The organism is Lentzea alba (assembly GCF_011067745.1).
Taxonomy (GTDB): Bacteria; Actinomycetota; Actinomycetes; order Mycobacteriales; family Pseudonocardiaceae; genus Lentzea; species Lentzea alba.
In genome coordinates this window covers 149033-164766 of the sequence record NZ_JAAMPJ010000005.1, presented here as the reverse complement: position 1 = coordinate 164766, position 15734 = coordinate 149033, and the positions used below count along the sequence as shown (strand labels likewise).

Annotated in this window: 17 protein-coding genes and 1 tRNA gene; 8 read left to right on the top strand and 10 right to left on the bottom strand. The window is 68.1% G+C overall.

Going from position 1 to position 15734, the window contains the following annotated elements; all coding sequences use genetic code 11:
- Positions 1-68: 68 nt before the first annotated feature.
- Positions 69-1094, top strand: coding sequence for an RNA-guided endonuclease InsQ/TnpB family protein (locus G7043_RS19665; RefSeq protein ID WP_166047388.1), 1026 nt, complete (start codon positions 69-71; stop codon positions 1092-1094).
- Positions 1095-1124: 30 nt separating this feature from the next.
- Here the strand turns inward: G7043_RS19665 and G7043_RS19660 are convergent, their stop codons facing one another.
- The gene (locus G7043_RS19660) at positions 1125-1790 is read right to left on the bottom strand and encodes a response regulator transcription factor (RefSeq protein WP_313887973.1); all 666 of its coding nucleotides are present in this window, start codon (positions 1788-1790) and stop codon (positions 1125-1127) included.
- 79 nt (positions 1791-1869) lie between these two features.
- Here G7043_RS19660 and G7043_RS19655 point away from each other — a divergent pair, with 79 nt between their 5' ends.
- On the top strand, positions 1870-2661 hold the full coding sequence (locus G7043_RS19655) for a DUF3152 domain-containing protein (protein ID WP_166047383.1): 792 nt from the start codon (positions 1870-1872) through the stop codon (positions 2659-2661).
- On the opposite strand, the gene G7043_RS19650 is transcribed toward G7043_RS19655, so the two are convergent.
- Positions 2609-3244 carry a class I SAM-dependent methyltransferase gene (locus tag G7043_RS19650; protein ID WP_166047381.1) on the bottom strand — a complete coding sequence of 212 codons (636 nt, stop codon included), beginning with the start codon at positions 3242-3244 and terminating at the stop codon, positions 2609-2611. The two genes, G7043_RS19655 and G7043_RS19650, sit on opposite strands and share 53 nt — an antisense overlap.
- A gap of 85 nt (positions 3245-3329) precedes the next feature.
- Between G7043_RS19650 and G7043_RS19645 the strand changes: the two genes are divergently transcribed.
- Both G7043_RS19645 and G7043_RS19640 read left to right on the top strand, forming a co-directional pair.
- Positions 3330-3899 carry a TetR/AcrR family transcriptional regulator gene (locus tag G7043_RS19645; RefSeq protein ID WP_166047380.1) on the top strand — a complete coding sequence of 190 codons (570 nt, stop codon included), beginning with the start codon at positions 3330-3332 and terminating at the stop codon, positions 3897-3899.
- 24 nt (positions 3900-3923) lie between these two features.
- Entirely contained in the window at positions 3924-4841 is a 918-nt protein-coding gene (locus tag G7043_RS19640) for a LysR family transcriptional regulator (RefSeq protein WP_166047378.1), read from the top strand.
- Here G7043_RS19640 and G7043_RS19635 read toward each other — a convergent pair.
- The 3 genes from G7043_RS19635 to G7043_RS19625 all read right to left on the bottom strand — a co-directional run bounded on the left by G7043_RS19635 (position 4817) and on the right by G7043_RS19625 (position 6635).
- Positions 4817-5200: a hypothetical protein gene (locus G7043_RS19635; RefSeq protein WP_166047376.1), complete on the bottom strand. Its 384-nt coding sequence runs from the start codon at positions 5198-5200 to the stop codon at positions 4817-4819. The two genes, G7043_RS19640 and G7043_RS19635, sit on opposite strands and share 25 nt — an antisense overlap.
- Positions 5201-5208: 8 nt before the next feature.
- Positions 5209-5940 (bottom strand): MerR family transcriptional regulator, encoded by a 732-nt coding sequence (locus G7043_RS19630; RefSeq protein ID WP_313887972.1) that lies wholly within the window; start codon positions 5938-5940, stop codon positions 5209-5211.
- A gap of 113 nt (positions 5941-6053) precedes the next feature.
- Positions 6054-6635: a helix-turn-helix domain-containing protein gene (locus G7043_RS19625; RefSeq protein ID WP_166047373.1), complete on the bottom strand. Its 582-nt coding sequence runs from the start codon at positions 6633-6635 to the stop codon at positions 6054-6056.
- 101 nt (positions 6636-6736) lie between these two features.
- Between G7043_RS19625 and G7043_RS19620 the strand changes: the two genes are divergently transcribed.
- Positions 6737-8326 carry an MFS transporter gene (locus G7043_RS19620; RefSeq protein WP_166047370.1) on the top strand — a complete coding sequence of 530 codons (1590 nt, stop codon included), beginning with the start codon at positions 6737-6739 and terminating at the stop codon, positions 8324-8326.
- A 34-nt stretch (positions 8327-8360) separates the two neighbouring features.
- Here the strand turns inward: G7043_RS19620 and G7043_RS19615 are convergent, their stop codons facing one another.
- Positions 8361-9044, bottom strand: a complete 684-nt coding sequence (locus G7043_RS19615) for a DUF4386 domain-containing protein (RefSeq protein WP_166047369.1) — start codon at positions 9042-9044, stop codon at positions 8361-8363.
- An 80-nt stretch (positions 9045-9124) separates the two neighbouring features.
- Here G7043_RS19615 and G7043_RS19610 point away from each other — a divergent pair, with 80 nt between their 5' ends.
- Positions 9125-9823, top strand: coding sequence for a TetR/AcrR family transcriptional regulator (locus G7043_RS19610; protein WP_166047366.1), 699 nt, complete (start codon positions 9125-9127; stop codon positions 9821-9823).
- 132 nt (positions 9824-9955) lie between these two features.
- Here G7043_RS19610 and G7043_RS19605 read toward each other — a convergent pair.
- Positions 9956-10031, bottom strand: a tRNA-Arg gene (locus tag G7043_RS19605).
- 127 nt (positions 10032-10158) lie between these two features.
- A complete protein-coding gene (locus G7043_RS19600; RefSeq protein ID WP_207311427.1) occupies positions 10159-11247 on the bottom strand; it encodes a LacI family DNA-binding transcriptional regulator in 1089 nt (362 codons plus the stop codon).
- 64 nt (positions 11248-11311) lie between these two features.
- On the opposite strand from G7043_RS19600, the gene G7043_RS19595 reads away from it, so the two are divergent.
- A complete protein-coding gene (locus G7043_RS19595; RefSeq protein ID WP_166047362.1) occupies positions 11312-12475 on the top strand; it encodes an MFS transporter in 1164 nt (387 codons plus the stop codon).
- Here the strand turns inward: G7043_RS19595 and G7043_RS19590 are convergent.
- Positions 12453-12968: a lipoprotein gene (locus G7043_RS19590; RefSeq protein ID WP_166047360.1), complete on the bottom strand. Its 516-nt coding sequence runs from the start codon at positions 12966-12968 to the stop codon at positions 12453-12455. The two genes, G7043_RS19595 and G7043_RS19590, sit on opposite strands and share 23 nt — an antisense overlap.
- 35 nt (positions 12969-13003) lie before the next feature.
- Here G7043_RS19590 and G7043_RS19585 point away from each other — a divergent pair, with 35 nt between their 5' ends.
- Positions 13004-14935, top strand: a complete 1932-nt coding sequence (locus G7043_RS19585; RefSeq protein ID WP_313887971.1) for a cytochrome c oxidase assembly protein — start codon at positions 13004-13006, stop codon at positions 14933-14935.
- Here the strand turns inward: G7043_RS19585 and G7043_RS19580 are convergent.
- Entirely contained in the window at positions 14932-15729 is a 798-nt protein-coding gene (locus G7043_RS19580; RefSeq protein WP_207311426.1) for an ABC transporter permease, read from the bottom strand. The genes G7043_RS19585 and G7043_RS19580 overlap by 4 nt on opposite strands.
- Between the last annotated feature and the right edge of the window lie 5 nt (positions 15730-15734).

Here is a 15734-nt window from a genome sequence, read left to right as displayed (position 1 = left end):
CCGGGGCGATATGGCGTTGACGACCCACCCACCTGGGGGCATGCAGTGGGCTTGGTAGGTTGTGAACGGTGAACGGGCAGGTGAGGCGGGCGTTCAAGTTCCGGTTCTGTCCAACTGAGGCGCAGGCTGCGGAGTTGTCGCGCACGTTCGGCTGTGTCCGCAAGGTTTACAACCTGGCGTTGCAGGCCCGCACGGAGGCGTGGACGCAGCGAGGGGATCGGATCGGCTACGAGGCCACTTCGGCGTTGCTGACCGCTTGGAAACGCACCGAGGAACTGGCGTTTCTGGGCGAGGTGTCGTCGGTGCCGTTGCAGCAGGCGTTGCGGCATCTGCAGACCGGGTTCGCGAACTTCTTCGCCAAGCGTGCTCGGTATCCCAGGTTCAAGTCGCGGAAGAAATCTCGCCTCTCGGCGGAGTACACGCGATCGGCGTTCCGGTGGCGTGATGGGACGTTGGCGCTTGCGAAGATGGTTGAGCCGTTGAACATCCGCTGGTCGCGGTCGCTGCCCGCAGGAGCGGTGCCGTCGACAGTGACGGTGTCGCGAGACGCGGTTGGGCGCTGGTTCGTGTCCCTGTCGAGCGAGGACCCGAGCGTGACGCCGCTGCCCACAGTGGATTCGGTGGTGGGTATCGACGTCGGCCTCGACCATCTGGCTGTGCTGTCGACGGGGGAGAAGATCCGCAATCCGCGGCATGAACGCCGCGACCGGATGGCGCTGGCCAGGGCACAGCGTGCCTTGTGTCGCAAGCAGAAGGGCAGCAACAACCGGGACAGAGCCCGCGTCAAGGTCGCGCGTGTCCATGCCCGTATTGCCGACCGGCGCACCGACTACCTGCACAAGATCACCACTCGCTGGTTCCCGTCGTCCAAACTGTGCTCTGTCTGCGGCGCACTTGCGGCGGCGATGCCGTTGCACGCGCGCGTGTGGACTTGTGGCTGCGGCGCGACTCATGATCGGGACGTCAACGCGGCACGCAACATTCTGGCCGCCGGGCTGGCGGTGACAGTCTGTGGAGCCGATGTAAGACCTCAACGGAACCCTCCGGGCGGGCGATCGGCGGCGAAGCAGAAAGCCCCGCGGCGCGAGCCGTAGGACTACCCCTCGTTCACCAAGGGGAGGAAGTCAAACGAGCTTGTACCCGATGCCGTAGACGGTGAGCAGTCGTTCCGGCCGGCGCGGATCCTGTTCGATCTTGCGGCGCAGCTTCATCATGTGCACGTCGACCGTGCGTGCCGTGATGAACCCGTCCTCCAACAGCTGTTCGCGCGTGAACACCCGTTGCGGCTGGGCGGCCATCTTGGCCAGCAACCGGAACTCCGCGGGCGTGAGGCTCACCAGATCGTCGTCGATGCGCACCTCGTGCCGGATCGGGTCAACCACGAGGTCTCCGACCTTGAGCACGGTGGCGCTGGTCTCGCGGGCACGTCCGGTGCGCCGCAGGATCGTCCGCACCCTCGCCACCATCTGCCGCGGCCGGAACGGTTTGGTGATGTAGTCGTCCGCTCCCAGGTCGAACCCGAGCAGCACGTCGTCCTCAGTGGACCGTGCGGTCAGCAGCACGATGGGCACGTCCGACTCGGTCCTGATGGCGCGCATCACGTCGATGCCGTCCACCAACGGCATCATCACGTCCAGCACGAGCAGATCGGGGTTGCGCCGCCGCGTCTCGTCGATCGCCGCCCGTCCGTCGTGCACGACCACCACCGAATGCCCGTCGTGCTCGAGGTAGCGGCGGACGAGTTCCGCCTGGTGAACGTTGTCCTCGGCGACGAGGATGTGGGCACACACCACCGCAGTATGCAGGTCTTCACGACAGTCAAGCGGAACGCAAACAGGTTCTTCATCAGTTCCGGCGAGTCTCGCTGTCATGAAGGTGCACCTGGTCCTGGGGGCCGTCGCGCTGACGGCGCTGCTGCTCACGACCACCCAGCTGGCCGGCGAAACATCACCCGCGGCCGCACCGACCACGACAACTTCCCCGCCCGTGGTGTCTTCCTCGGTTCCGCCCGCTCCGGCAGCTCCGCCGCCGCGGGTGTACACGTCCAGCTCGGATCTGCCCGACGGCCCGGACTTCCCGGTCGCCGGCGCCGGTTCGTTCCACGTCGTCCAGGGCACGGGCGTGGTCGTGGGCACTGGTGGTCCGGTGCGCACCTACGCCGTCGAGGTCGAGGACGGCATCACCGTCGACGAACAGGCCTTCTCCGCCTTCGTGGACGCCACCCTGACCGACCCGCGCGGCTGGACGGCACGCGGCGCGCTCTCGGTCCGCCGGGTGACCGGTCCTGCCTCGGTGCGCATCAGGCTCGCCTCTCAGCAGACCGCGCGTGCCGTGTGCGGCTTCGAGATCCCGGTCGACGTCTCGTGCCGCAACGGCAACCTCGTCGTGCTGAACGCCGCCCGCTGGTTCCGCGGCGCCGTAGCCTTTCTGCCGGACCTGACCTCGTACCGCCGGTACATGGTCAACCACGAGGTCGGCCACGCGTTCGGCCAGAACCACCGGGCGTGCGAGGTGGCGGGCGGTCCGGCGCCGGTGATGATGCAGCAGACGTTCAGCGTGTCCAACGACGAGATCGTGCGCATCACCAACGGCGTGCCTCAGGGCGCGGTCATCCCGCAGGACGGGAAGGTGTGCGTTCCGAACGGCTGGCCGTATCCGTGACCTTCCTGGCCATGACCACCGTCGTGGTGTCTCCCTCTGTGGCGAACACCGGCTCCACCTGCTCGAACACCTTCCGGAGCTCGGTGGCGACGTCGGCCCCGGTGAACCCCGCGATCCTGCGGTAGGCCGCCCGCAGGAACCTGGTCGTGCGCGTCTTCCTGGCCAGCCGCACGTCGAAGACGAACAACCGCCCGCCCGGCTTGAGCGCGTCCGCCGCGTTCGCGATCGCCGCCGGCACGTCCGGCATCGCGCTGAACGCCCCGAGCGCCACCGCCGCGTCGAACTGCCCGGCACCGTGATCGGTGTCGCACGCGTCGGCTTGGCGCACCTCGACGTTGGGCCACTTCGCCCGTTTCCCGGCGATCGCGACCATGCGCGGACTGAAGTCCATGGCGACCACACGTCCTTGTGGCCCAACGGCTTCCGCGAGGTCGGGGATCAGGGCCCCGGTGCCGCACCCGATGTCGAGCACGGCCTCGCCGGGTGACAGGTCGAGCTTCTCGATCACGAGCCGGTTGAGCGATCCGGAGAACCGGTCGAGCACTCGGTAGTAGGTGAGCGCGGCGAAATCCCAGAACTGCATGACGTCCCCCTGACGTTTTGCAATGCGAACGCATCGTAAAACAGGTCGTGGGTAGGATGCAATGCGATCGCATTGGGGAGTGTTCATGCCGAAGCAGGTCGACCACGGTGAACGCCGCCGCCAGATCGGTGCCGCCGTGTGCCGGTTGATCGCCACGAAGGGCCTCGACGCCGTGAGCCTGCGCCACGTGGCTGCCGAGGCGGACGTGTCCATGGGGCGCGTCCAGCACTACTTCGCGACCAAGGACGAGCTGCTGATGTTCGCGTTCGAGCTGATCAGCGAACGCGTGGCGGCTCGCCTGGGCGCCGTGCACTCCGACGACCCGGCGACGTACCTGCGCGCGATCCTGCTCGAACTCCTGCCACTGAGCCCCGCCGCCCGCGCCGAGGCTCCGGTGCTGGCGGCGTTCCTGGCGCAGGCCGTGGTCGAACCGCGCCTCGGGCAGCCGTTGCGCGAGGGCAACGACGAGATGGTGACCTGGCTGGCGGGGATGATCACGGCGGTGCGGCCGGGCGGTGATCCGAGGCGGGACGCGATGGCGTTGCTGGCGTTCGTCGACGGCCTGATGCTTCAGGTGCTGATCGGCCAGGTGACACCGGCGGCGGCGGAAGACCTGGTGGAACACCAACTTTCGCGTGTGCTCACCTGTGGTTGATGTCCATTTTCATAACCTGTCGGGATGGATGTGGACACCAGGCTGCTGCGGTACTTCGCCGCCATCGCCCAGGAAGGCAACCTCACGCGCGCAGCGAACCAGCTGTTCGTGTCACAACCATCGCTGACCAAACAGCTCAGGCACCTGGAGTCGCAGTTGGGCGTGCGGCTCTTCACGCGGTCCAGCACCGGCATGACGTTGACCGACGCAGGCCACGCCCTCGCCGAGCGCGTGCCGCCGGTGCTCGCCGGCTGGGAAGCCGCGGTGAGCGAGACCCGCGGTGCCGCGCGCGTGCTCCGCGTCGGGTTCCTGACCAGCACGGCGAACGCGGCGATGCAGGACGTCGTCACCGCGTTCCGCGAGCTGCGGCCGGGCTGGCGGGTCGACCTGCGGCAGGCGCAGTGGTCGGATCCGACGGCGGGCCTGGCCGCGGAAGAGGTGCCGGTGGCGTTGCTGCGCCTGCCTTTTCCCGGCGACGAGTCGTTCGAAGCGCGGGTGCTGTTCAGTGAACCCCGTTGCGTGGCACTGCCTTCCGCGCACCCGCTGGCCGGACGCGACGAGATCGCCTTCCCCGAGTTGTGGGACGAGCCCGTCATCGTCGCCCCGTCGCTCAAGGGCACCTGGCGCGAGCACTGGCTGGCACTGTCCGAAAGGGACGGTCGTGAGGTGCGCGTCGGTGCCGTCGCGGAGCAGCCGGACGAGTTCCTCGGCGCGATCGCCGCGGGCCACGGGATCGCGCTGGTCCCGGCGTCCACGGCGCACTCCTACCCGCGTCCGGACGTCGTTCACGTGCCGGTGAGCGGCGTGAGTCCCAGCGAGGTAGGCGTCGCGTGGCTGCCGGACGCGGGTGAGGTGGTCGCCGACTTCGTCCGGTGCTGCCTGGACCTCACGCAGTCGCGACGCACCGGTTTCGACGCCTACGTGGCCGAAGCCTGGTCCTGACGCGGCAGCAACAGGTGCACGGCGAACCCGGCCGCCGTGGCCATCACCGCCTGGTAGCCGACCGACAGCTGGTACTGCGACATGATCAGGAACGCCGCGTCCAGCCCGGTCGTCCACCAGCCGGCCAACTCGCCGAGCCCCACCACGTGCCAACCGAAAAACCCAGCGCACCACCCGGCAACCACCCAGGCAGCGCGCCCGCCCCGGCGCACGAACAACCCCGTCGACACCGCTGCCACCGCGTTGAACGCGAGCGCCACCCCGGTCAGCGTCGCGTCGGCGTTCCACAGAAGGCTGGCCAGCGTCTGCACCACCAACACGACGACCACGAGTCCGACGCCCAACCGAGTCTTGTCCACGCGGCACCCTAGCCGGACACGCCGCTGGGCCGATTGATCCGAACCAGAACATCGATCTGCGCGGGGTTGTACAACTCCACCAACGCCCGTCCAAGAGCCTCGATCGCGTAAGCCTTCCCCCGAGGCGCGTCCGCGTAGACGCCCTCCGGAAAGACCTCCCACACCTTCCGCACGACCGGCAACGCGCCCATCTGCTCAGCCAACCGCTGCCGAGTTTCCTCGTCCGCATCCGCCGGCAGGTTGTCGAACTCCACGATCACCGGATCCTGCGCATACCCCTGCAACGACCGCGAATACCGCACCATCGCCTCCGGCGCGAGCACCTGCGCCAGCACCACCGCGAACGACCGATCAGCCTGCGAGAGGTCCGCATCGGCAATCGCCCCTGCCACGCTGGGCGGCAAATCGGTGGGCGACGCTTGCCGCAAAATCAACTGGAGCTCGGCCCGAACCCGCTGCAGCCGCTCAATCGTCCCGGCCAACTCGGCGTCGAGGAGCCGCAACGCCTGCTCGGGATGCTCGTCGGCGTCCCCCAGCTCCGCGATCTGCGGCAGCGACAGCCCCAGATCTGTCAGCCGTTTGATGCGCAACACCCGCACGAGGTGCTGCACCCCGTAGCTCTTGTACCCGTTGGCCCGGCGTTCGGGCTCTTCCAGCAGGCCGACGTCGTGGTAGTGCCGGATCGTGCGCAACGTCGTGCCGGCCAGTTCGGCCAGCTGACGAGTGCTCCACCCCAACACGACATCCCCTCTGCCCCACTCCAACTTGCCTCAAGTGGAAACCATGCCGCTACGGCACGGTCAAGCCGGGCGCACGTGCCCCCCAGTGGTGGCCGTGGACGCAAGTGACGCGGTTATGAGTCGTTGTCCTCGGAGTTGCCGTTCTCACGATGGCCGCGACGGGCGTCCCGGTCGAAGATGAACATGACCTCGCACGGGCGACCTTCCGCGCCGATGGCGTGCGGCATCATGGTCGGGAATTCGGCGGCACGGTTGGTCTCGACGCGGAAGCGGCGGTCGCCGAGCAACAGGGTCGCGGTGCCGGACAGCACGACGAGCCACTCCCTGCCGGGATGGGCGCGCATCTTGGCGGGATTGTCCGGTGGTGGCTCGGTGAACCGCCGGCGCATGACGTTCATGGCCGGGTCACCCTTCATCGGCCAGCTCAGGCCGTTGGCGCCGTGGTTCATCGGACTGATGACAACATCGTCCGCCGCGTTCTCGACCAGTTGGTCGAGGGTGGTGTCCAAGGCGCGGGCCAGAGCGACGAGCTGGTCCAGTGCCAGGCGGCGCTGGCCGTTCTCGATGCGGCTCAGCGAGGACTGTCCCAGGTGGACTCGCTTGGCGAGGTCCTCCAGGGACAGGCCCTGTGCGACCCGCAGTGCCCGGATCCGTTTGCGCACGAGGCTGTCCAGCGCACCTTCTTCTTGCGTCATAGGCAAGATTGTATGCCTGATCTGCAAGCTCTGCGTAACGTCGGGCAGGTGGCCCGGAACGACCCAGGCCGCGCACGACAGAAGGACGCTGAGAGGAACCGATGAGCACCAACCAGCCCGTACAGGGGGCTTCCGCACCGGACGCGCGTCAACTGCGCACCATCCTCATCTCCGTGTCCATCTCGTTGATGGCCGTCGTCGCCTCGGTCTCGGGCCTCAACGTCGCGCAGACCCACATGGCCGTCGAGTTCGGGGCCTCGCTGGGCACGGTTCTCTGGATCATCAACATCTACACCCTGACCCTGGCCGCGCTGCTGCTGCCGCTCGGCGCGCTCGGCGACCGCTCGGGCCGCAAACCCATGCTGACCGCCGGGCTCACCTTGTTCGGCATCGCGAACGTGGTGGCGGCACTGTCCCCGACCGCCGAGGTCATGATCGCGGCCCGCGCGATCAGCGGTGTCGGCGCCGCGATCATCATGCCGATCACCCTGGCCGTCATCACCTCCACCTTCCCCGAGGAACGGCGCGGCAAAGCCATCGGCGTGTGGACGGCCGTCGCGGGAGGCGGCGGCATCCTGGGCATGTTCCTCTCAGCGGTCCTGGTCGACATCGCGGACTGGCGCTGGCTGTTCGCACTCCCGACCGCGCTGATCGTCGTGGCGCTCGTGACGACGGTGAAGTCGGTGCCCAACTCCCGCGAGCGCTCGGCTCACCCCTTCGACACCGTCGGCGCACTGCTCTCCACCGTCGCCGTCGTCGGCCTCATCTTCGTGCTGCAGGAGGGACCCGAACGCGGCTGGACCGCCCCCGAGACGTTGACCAGCCTCGCCGTCGGCATCGTCGCCGGCATCGGCTTCGTGGTCTGGGAGCTGCGCCGCCGCGACACCTCTCTGCTGGACGTGCGCCTGTTCCGGGACCGCGGCCTGGCAGGAGGCTCGCTCACGTTGCTGGTGGTCTTCGGCGTCCAGGCGGGCATCGGCGTGGTGCTGTTCCCGTTCTTCCAGGCCGTGCTCGGATGGTCGGGACTGGCGTCGACGGCGGCCATGATGCCGATGGCGATCTCGATGATGCTGACCTCCGGCCTCGCGGCCAAGCTGGCCGAGCGCATCGGCTCCCGCGCGACCATGATCACCGGAGTCGTGCTGACCTGCGTGGGACTGGTGTTCATGGCGCTGTTCGTCTCGGTGGAGGGCGGCTACTCGTCGATTCTTCCGGGGCTGGTCGCCATGGGCCTCGGCATGGGCCTGTCGATGACACCGTCCACAGAGGCCATCACCGGCTCGTTGCCGCGAGACGAGCAGGGTGTCGCCTCCGCGCTCAACGACATCACCCGAGAGTTCGGCACCGCCCTGGGTGTCGCCCTGCTCGGCGCGCTCCTGTCCGCCGGCTACCGCGGCTCGATCAACGGCAAGCTGTCCGGTGTCCCCCAGGAAGCCGCGGACGTCGCCAGGGAAGGCGTCGCCAACGCCGTCGACGTCTCGGGCAGCACCGGCTCGCACGCGGCACAGATCGTCCAGGCTGCCCGCGAGTCCTTTGTGGATGGATGGCAGCAGTCCATGTGGGCGGGAGCGGCCGTCATGGTGGTGTTGTCCGTCTACGTCGCACTGCGAGGCCCGAAGAACCGCGTGCGCTCCGCGGCGGACGACGCCGAGACCGGTCTCGGGTCGAGCCGGGTCGGATCAGCCCTGTGACCTGAGGGACGGTCGAACCCGGTGTCCTGTCCCGTCAGACCGCGGCCGGCGTTTCCTCGCGGGCGCGGGCGCCCACGCCGTGCACGAGCAGGTAGCCGATCATCCAGAGTTCGCCCACGGTCGCGGGCACGGTGAGTGCGTCGACAGCGCTTTCCGAGCCGGGGACGAGGTAGCGCACGAACGCGTTGAGCACGTAGGCGACGCCGCCGACGACGAGCACCCAGCCGAGCGCGCGCGGCATCCACCCGGAGCGGAGCACGCACCAGCCCATGGGGATCAGCCACAGGCCGAAGAACAACGCCCCGACGCCCCACAGGTTCGCGCTGATCAGGTAGAGCAGCTGGACGGTGGCGGCCGTGTCTCCCGCAGGCGCCAGTGCCACCTCGAGCGCGGTGGCGAGCATCGCCGCGCTGGTGAGGATCGTGACCGCGTTGACGAGGCCGAACGCGGCGATACCGGCGGCGGCGAACGAGTCCGCGGTGCGGAACAGCCGGTAGAACCACGCGGCGGCGAGCGCCTGCGTGACGACCACGAGCAGTTCGAACGCGATGCCGACGCGGGCGAGCGTTTCGTGCTCGACCAGGTTGGCGAGCGTCGCCGCGGGGTCGCCGGCTGCGAAGAGTCGCTGCCGGATGAGCAGGAAACCGAGGCCACCGGCAATGGCCAGGCTGAGGTAGAGCAGGCCTGTCGTGCGGGCGGTGCGGACAAGCGGGTGCATCGTGGCTCCTTCGACGACCGACCAACCTTACGTCGTAAGGTAACTTACAATGTAAGGTAGCGGCAAGAGTGAGGAGACATGTGGCAGCCAAGGCATCCCGGACGCCGCTCAGCCGCGAGCGCGTGTTGGCCGCCGCCGTCGCCTTGGTGGACGCCAACGGGATCGGGGCGCTGACGATGCGCCGCCTCGCGGCCGACCTCGGGATCGAGGCGATGTCGCTCTACCATCACCTGCCCGCCAAGGAAGCCTTGCTCGACGGCGTCGTCGAGACAGTCCTCGCCGAGATCGACGCCACGACCGCCCACCTCCCGACGAACGGCGACTGGCGCGAGCGGCTCCGCCGACAGTTCCTCGCGGCGCGCCAGGCCATGCTGCGCCATCCGTGGATGCCTGGGCTGCTGAGCACCCGGCGGGCGATTCCGCCACGCGTGTTCGCCTATTACGAAGGCATCCTGGGCACCATGATCGACGCCGGGTTCTCGTACCGGCTCGCGCACCGCGCACTGCACGCGTTCGGCAGCATGCCGCTCGGGTTCGTACAGGAGATCTTCAGTCCAGGGGCGGCCGACGGCGGACCGGAGGACGGTGTCTCGGAGGCGGAACTGGCCGCGCTCGCCGAGCGCATGCCGCATCTCGCGGCCATGACAGCGGCCGAGATGCACGACAGCGCCGATCCCACGCTGGGATGGTGCGACAGCCAGGTCGAGTTCGAGTTCACCCTCGACCTGCTCCTCGACGGGCTCGAACGCCTCCGCCGCACGGCCGGTGCCCAGGGCTAGCGAAGGAAACAGTCGGTACGGTTGCCGACCCCGGAGCTTGGACGGGACACGATCGGAGCAGCAGGAAGGGCCGCGACCAACGTGGTCGCGGCCCTTCCGAAGCAACGCTCTGCTCAAGTGAGCAGGTCTGCATGGCGCCCCCGGCAGGATTCGAACCTGCGACCTCGGGATTAGAAGTCCCTCGCTCTCTCCACTGAGCTACGGAGGCTTGGGAGCTGAAGCGGCCACGAAGTGTGGTCGCCCGATGCCCCCACCGGACACATCGTCCGGAGTCGATCGACTGTTTCCGCCCTACGTCCAAATGGGTGGCGAAAACAGTCCAAACGTGACATGTATCACGTTCGTGGGGCCGTTGAGGCTCTCTCCACGAGGGAAACGTCGAGTCTCGTTGGCCTCGGCGGTCTGCCGCCGGCCAGTAACTTCAACGCGAGCTCGCCGGCTCGGCGGCCCTTGTCGGCCAAGGGTTGACGCACAGTAGTCAGCGGCGGGTCGCTGTAGGCCGCTTCGGGGACGTCGTCGAAGCCGACCACGGAAATGTCCCGGGGGACGGTCAAGCCCAGATCGCGCGCTGCTCGCAGGCAGCCGAAGGCCAGTTGGTCCGACGCGCACAGCAGAGCGCTCGGCCGTGGCGTGCGGGTGAGCAACCACCGCGCGCCGAGACGTCCGAGCTCGCGATCACTGCCGCGCGCCTCCCACACCGGAACATTGTCCGGTTTCACCCCGCCTTTTTCCAAAGTGTCGAGGTAGCCGCCGAGCCGGTCGCGGCTCACGCGGAACGGCGCGGCCGAACGGCGCTCGAAGGAAACCGGTCCCGATACTCCGTCCGGGTGCAGGGAGAACGTCAGGATGCCGAACGACGAGTGGCCGAGCCCGAGCAGCAACGAAGCGGCCAGCGAGGCGCCCAGGTAGTCCTGGACCTCGACCCGCGCCGAGTTCGGCAGCACCGGCTGGTCGATCACCACCAGGGGGAGTCCGCGGGCGGCCACCGCCTCGAACGCCGGTGCGGAGTCCGGCAGCGAGTACGCGACCATCACGTCCGCCTGGGTGCGCGTCACGATCGACGGGCGCGGGCCGCCGGTGGCGTCGCCCGGCATCAGGACCAGGCTGTGGTCGTGGCCGTCGACGGTCGAGGCGAGGCCGTCGAGCACGATCGACAGCGCGGGATCCGAGAAGGCTCCGGACAGGCCCTGCGGCAGCATGAAACCCACGGCGGCTGACGACCGTGTGGCCAGAGAGCGGGCAACGGGATCCGGGCCCGCATAGCCCAGAGAGCGCGCCGTCTCGAGGATGCGTTCGCGCAACGACGACGAGAGCTGGTCGGGACGGTTGTACGCGTTCGAGACCGTTGCCCTGGAAACCCCGACCGCGGCGGCGACGGTGTCCAGCGTCGGCCTGCGTCGGCGATCGGAGTCCACGGACAGCATCGTAGGCGAGAGATCGCACCCGAACGGTTGGCATGGCTGAAGCGCTTCAGTCATGCTGGAGCGCATGTCCCCACGCCTGGCCACGTTCGTCGTCTTCCTGTTGAACGGCGCCGTCTTCGGCACCTGGGCCGCTCGCGTGCCCGCGCTCGCCGAGCAGATCGGCGCGGAGGTGGGCAGCCTCGGCCTGGCGTTGCTCGGGGCGAGTGTCGGGCTGGCCGTCACGGCACCGTTGGCGGCACGGATCTGCGCGGTCTACGGGTCGCGTGGAGTCCTGATAGCGAGCAGCCTCCTCAGTCCATTGCTTCTGCCGGTACTCGCGCTGTCGAAGTCACCAGTGCAGTTCGGCCTCACGCTGATCGCACTAGGTGCGAGCATCGCCGCGATGGACGTGTCGATGAATGTCGCCGCGGTCGTCGTCGTCCGCGATCTGCAACGGCCGTTGATGCCGCAGTTCCACGCGGGTTTCAGCTTCGGGGGTCTCATCGGTTCGTTGGGCAGTGCCGCCGCCGCTCAGGCGCACTGGACGCCGATGAAGCATTTCCTCCTAGCTGCGTTCGTAGGTCTCATCATCACCGCGTTAATCGCGAAGAAGATCCCCGGAGGAGTAGGCGAGCGTCATAGGGAAGAAGTCACCGAACGCACGAACGTGCTCAAGAGTCCGGTTCTCTGGCTGTTGGCGTGCGTCGCGCTGTGCAGTGCTATCGCGGAAGGGGCGGCGGCGGACTGGTCTGCGTTGTTCATGGTGCGTGAAAGGGGCATGGGTGACGCGGCGGGCGCATACGCCTATGCGGGCTTCTCCGTCGCGATGGGGCTCGCACGGTGGTTCGGCGAACCGATCCAACGCGTGCTCGGCCCGCACCGCCTTCTCGCCACGGGTGGTGGCCTCGCCGCGACGGGGCTGACGCTGACGGTCGCGGTGCCGTTCCCCGCCGCCGGGTACGTCGGGTTCGGCATGGCGGGTCTCGGGCTCGCGTTCTCGTTCCCCGTGGTCATGGACCTGGCGAGCGAGACCGGCAAACGCGCCGACGGCAGCGGTGGTGAGAGGGAACTGGGGCTCGTGACGACGATCGCCTACACCGGGTTCCTCGCGGGCCCGCCGATCGTGGGCGGCCTCGCGCACGTCAGTTCGCTGGTCGTGTCACTCGGGTTCGTGGCCCTGGTCACCGCGCTGATCATCCCGGCGACCTGGCTGGCCAGGCGGGCCGCTAGGCAGTCGGCATCCGTTTGAGCGCTTCCTGACCGATCGGCGCCAGCGCGTCCCGCGCCTTGCTCTCGGTGCCGCCGGCCACGCCGATGGCGACCAGCAGCGACTCGTTGCGCGTCACCGCGATGGTGGCCGTGCACACCATGTCCTTCTCCTGCTGGCCGCAACTGAGCCACGTGGCGTGTTTGCCGGTCTGGACCTCACGGCCGGACTTCTGCGACTTCTTCGACTCGTCGAACGACCGGTAGGGGACCGCTACCAGCACGTACGCGTTCTCCTTCAGCGTGTACAGGCAGGAGTTCGCCATCTCGGCACGCGGCACGGGCTGGAACTTGAGCGTCCCGACCGGCTTGAGGTCCTTCTCCGTGACGAGAGCGCACGGGTCGACGCCCTCGGTCTTGCGCGGCGTCGCGATGGTCAGGGGCGGCTGCGGCGCCGAGATCGGTTCGCCCTGGATGCGGTACGAGCAACCGGCCACCGCGAGCAGGGCGAGGATGAACAGGAGAGAACGTCTCACGCGGCGCAACACTAGAGGGTCGTAGGCTCCACGACGTGGCAATCGAACGCTCCACCAGAACGGGTTTGGTGCCCCTCGTCGTCATCGGCTTCGCGATCGCGGCCCTCGCCGCCGTCGCGTTCAGCGCGCTCTCGGGCAACCCTCCGGCGGGGGTGCTCGTCGTGCGCGTGCTGACGGAGACAGGCGCGGTGGTGACCATCGGCTCGTTGCTGTTGGCGGCATTCCTTGTGCCACCGCAGAAGTCGGGCACTCTCGCAGCAGACGGATACGCCGCGATGCGCACCGCAGGGTGGTTCGCGCTCGTGTGGCTCGTGGGTGCCGTGCTGTCCGTGCCGTTCACCACGGCGTCCGCGATCGACCGGCCGGTGAGCTCGTTCACGTTCAGCCAGATGATCGCGACGATGATGCTGCTGGAGCAGTCCAAGGCGTGGCTGCTGACGGCGATCATCGTGAGCTTGCTCGCACTGGGCTGCCGGCTCGTGCTGTCGTGGGGCTGGACGACGGTGTTGCTGTTCCTGGCGATCTTCGCGCTGGTACCCGTCGCGGTGACAGGCCACTCGTCGTCCGGCGGCTCGCACGACATGGCGACGAACAGCCTGTTGTTCCACCTCATCGCCGCGGTGCTCTGGGTGGGCGGCCTCATCGCGTTGCTCGCGCACGGCAGGCGTGGTGGCGCTCACCTTCCCCTCGCCGCGACGAGGTTCTCGAAGGTGGCGCTGGTCTGCTGGATCGTCATGGCCGTCTCGGGTGTGGTGAACGCGCTCGTGCGTGTCACACCGGTCGACCTCGTGACGTCGACCTACGGCTGGCTGACACTCGGCAAACTGGCCTGTCTGCTGCTGCTCGGCGTGTTCGGCTACTTCCAGCGCGAACGCGGTGTGAACGGCGTTGTCGACGGCAAGCCGCACGCGTTGCTCAAGCTCGCGGGCCTCGAAGTGCTGCTGATGATGTTCACGATCGGTCTGGCCGTGGCGCTGGCCCGCACGCCTCCTCCGGGTGGAAGCACCGAACTGCCCAGCCGCACGGAGATCGCGATCGGCTACGACCTCGCCGGACCGCCGACGCTGGCGCGCATCCTGTTCGACTGGCGTTTCGACCTGATCTACGGCACTGCGGCGCTGGCGTTGGCGCTGATCTACGTGCTGGGCGTGCGCAGGCTCACCAAGCGTGGCGACAAGTGGCCGGTCGGTCGCACCGTCGCGTGGCTGTGCGGGTGCTTCTCTCTCTTGTTCGCGACGTCGTCGGGCATGGGACGGTTCTCGCCGGCGATGTTCAGCGTGCACATGGAAGCGCACATGGTGCTTTCGATGCTGACGCCGATCCTGTTCGTCCTGGGTGGGCCGGTCACGCTGGCGTTGCGCGCGTTGCCGGTCAACAAAGAAGTGCCGGGTCCGCGAGAGTGGGTGCTGGCCTTTGTGCACTCACCGGTCGCACGGCTGTTGACGAACCCCTTTGTGGCGCTGGCGCTGTTCGTCGGGTCCTTCTATGCGCTGTACTTCTCGGGACTGTTCGAGGCCGCCCTGCCGTTCCACTGGGCGCACCTCGCGATGAACGCTCACTTCATCCTCGCCGGTTACGTCTTCTACTGGCCGGTGATCGGCATCGACCCGTCCCCGAACAAGCTGCCGCCGCTCGGCCGGCTGGGGCTGTTGTTCGCGTCGATCCCGTTCCACGCGTTCTTCGGCGTCATTCTGATGAGTTCGTCGAGCGTCATCGGCGAGCAGTTCTACCGGGGCCTGTCGCTGCCGTGGGTGCAGAACCTGCTGGAGGACCAGCGGCTGGGCGGCGGCATCGCGTGGGCGGCGGGGGAGATCCCGTTGCTGGTGGTCATGGTCGCCCTGCTCACGCAGTGGGCGCGGCAGGACGGCCGGGACGCGAAGCGGTACGACCGCAAGGCCGACGCCGATAACGACGCCGACCTCGAGGCTTATAACGCGATGCTGCGGAAGATGTCAGGCAAGGGCTAGACCGACAACGGCCGGCGGAAGCCGCGGACCGCGAAGAACGCTCCGATGACGGCGATCGTGCCGCTCGTGACCAGTGCGCCGACCACTCCGCTGATGGGGTGGGCGAGTGCCAGGCTGCGGGCGGCGTCGACCGCGTAGGTCAGCGGGTTGATCTTCGCGATCGCCTGCAGCCAGCCCGGTAGGCCGCTGACCGGCACGAACGCGCTGGACGCGAACATCAGCGGGAACATCGCCAGGAAGCCGACGGTCTGCATCAGCTCGGCCTTGCGCACCCACGCGGCGATCGCGATGAACACCCAGCTCAGCGCCCATCCCACGACCAGCGCGAGGCCCAGGGCGGCGAGGGTGCCGAGCACGCCGCCATCGGGCCGGAACCCGAACACCAGTACGCCGAACGCGATCATCAGGATCAGCTGGAACGCGGTGCGGACCGCGTCGGAGAGGTTGCGCGCCAACAGAACCGTGCTCGGCCTGATGGGCAGTGAACGGAACCGTGCGAGCACACCGTTCGACATGTCCTGCACGAGCCCGATGCCGGACGCGAGAGAGGACTGCATCGCGGTGTTTACGAGGATCGCGGGTAGCAGGTAGTTGATGTAGCTCATGCCCGGCGGGAAGTTCGCCGTGGACGTGATGCTGCCGAAGATCTGGCTGAACAGCGTCAGCATGATCAGCGGCTGCAGGATGCTGAAGAACACCAGTGCGGGCGTGCGCAGCAGCGCGCGCAGCGAACGGCCGGTCAGCACCAGAACCTGTGTCGGGTAGTTGCTGCCGTGCCAGGTCAGAGTCGCCATGATTT

Coding starts and splice junctions, on each gene's coding strand:
- G7043_RS19655 (WP_166047383.1), top strand. CDS start 1,870: ATGAAGGTGCACCTGGTCCTGGGGGCCGTCGCGCTGACGGCGCTGCTG.
- G7043_RS19650 (WP_166047381.1), bottom strand. CDS start 3,244: ATGCAGTTCTGGGATTTCGCCGCGCTCACCTACTACCGAGTGCTCGAC.
- G7043_RS19645 (WP_166047380.1), top strand. CDS start 3,330: ATGCCGAAGCAGGTCGACCACGGTGAACGCCGCCGCCAGATCGGTGCC.
- G7043_RS19640 (WP_166047378.1), top strand. CDS start 3,924: ATGGATGTGGACACCAGGCTGCTGCGGTACTTCGCCGCCATCGCCCAG.
- G7043_RS19625 (WP_166047373.1), bottom strand. CDS start 6,635: ATGACGCAAGAAGAAGGTGCGCTGGACAGCCTCGTGCGCAAACGGATC.
- G7043_RS19620 (WP_166047370.1), top strand. CDS start 6,737: ATGAGCACCAACCAGCCCGTACAGGGGGCTTCCGCACCGGACGCGCGT.
- G7043_RS19615 (WP_166047369.1), bottom strand. CDS start 9,044: ATGCACCCGCTTGTCCGCACCGCCCGCACGACAGGCCTGCTCTACCTC.
- G7043_RS19600 (WP_207311427.1), bottom strand. CDS start 11,247: ATGCTGTCCGTGGACTCCGATCGCCGACGCAGGCCGACGCTGGACACC.
- G7043_RS19595 (WP_166047362.1), top strand. CDS start 11,312: ATGTCCCCACGCCTGGCCACGTTCGTCGTCTTCCTGTTGAACGGCGCC.
- G7043_RS19580 (WP_207311426.1), bottom strand. CDS start 15,729: ATGGCGACTCTGACCTGGCACGGCAGCAACTACCCGACACAGGTTCTG.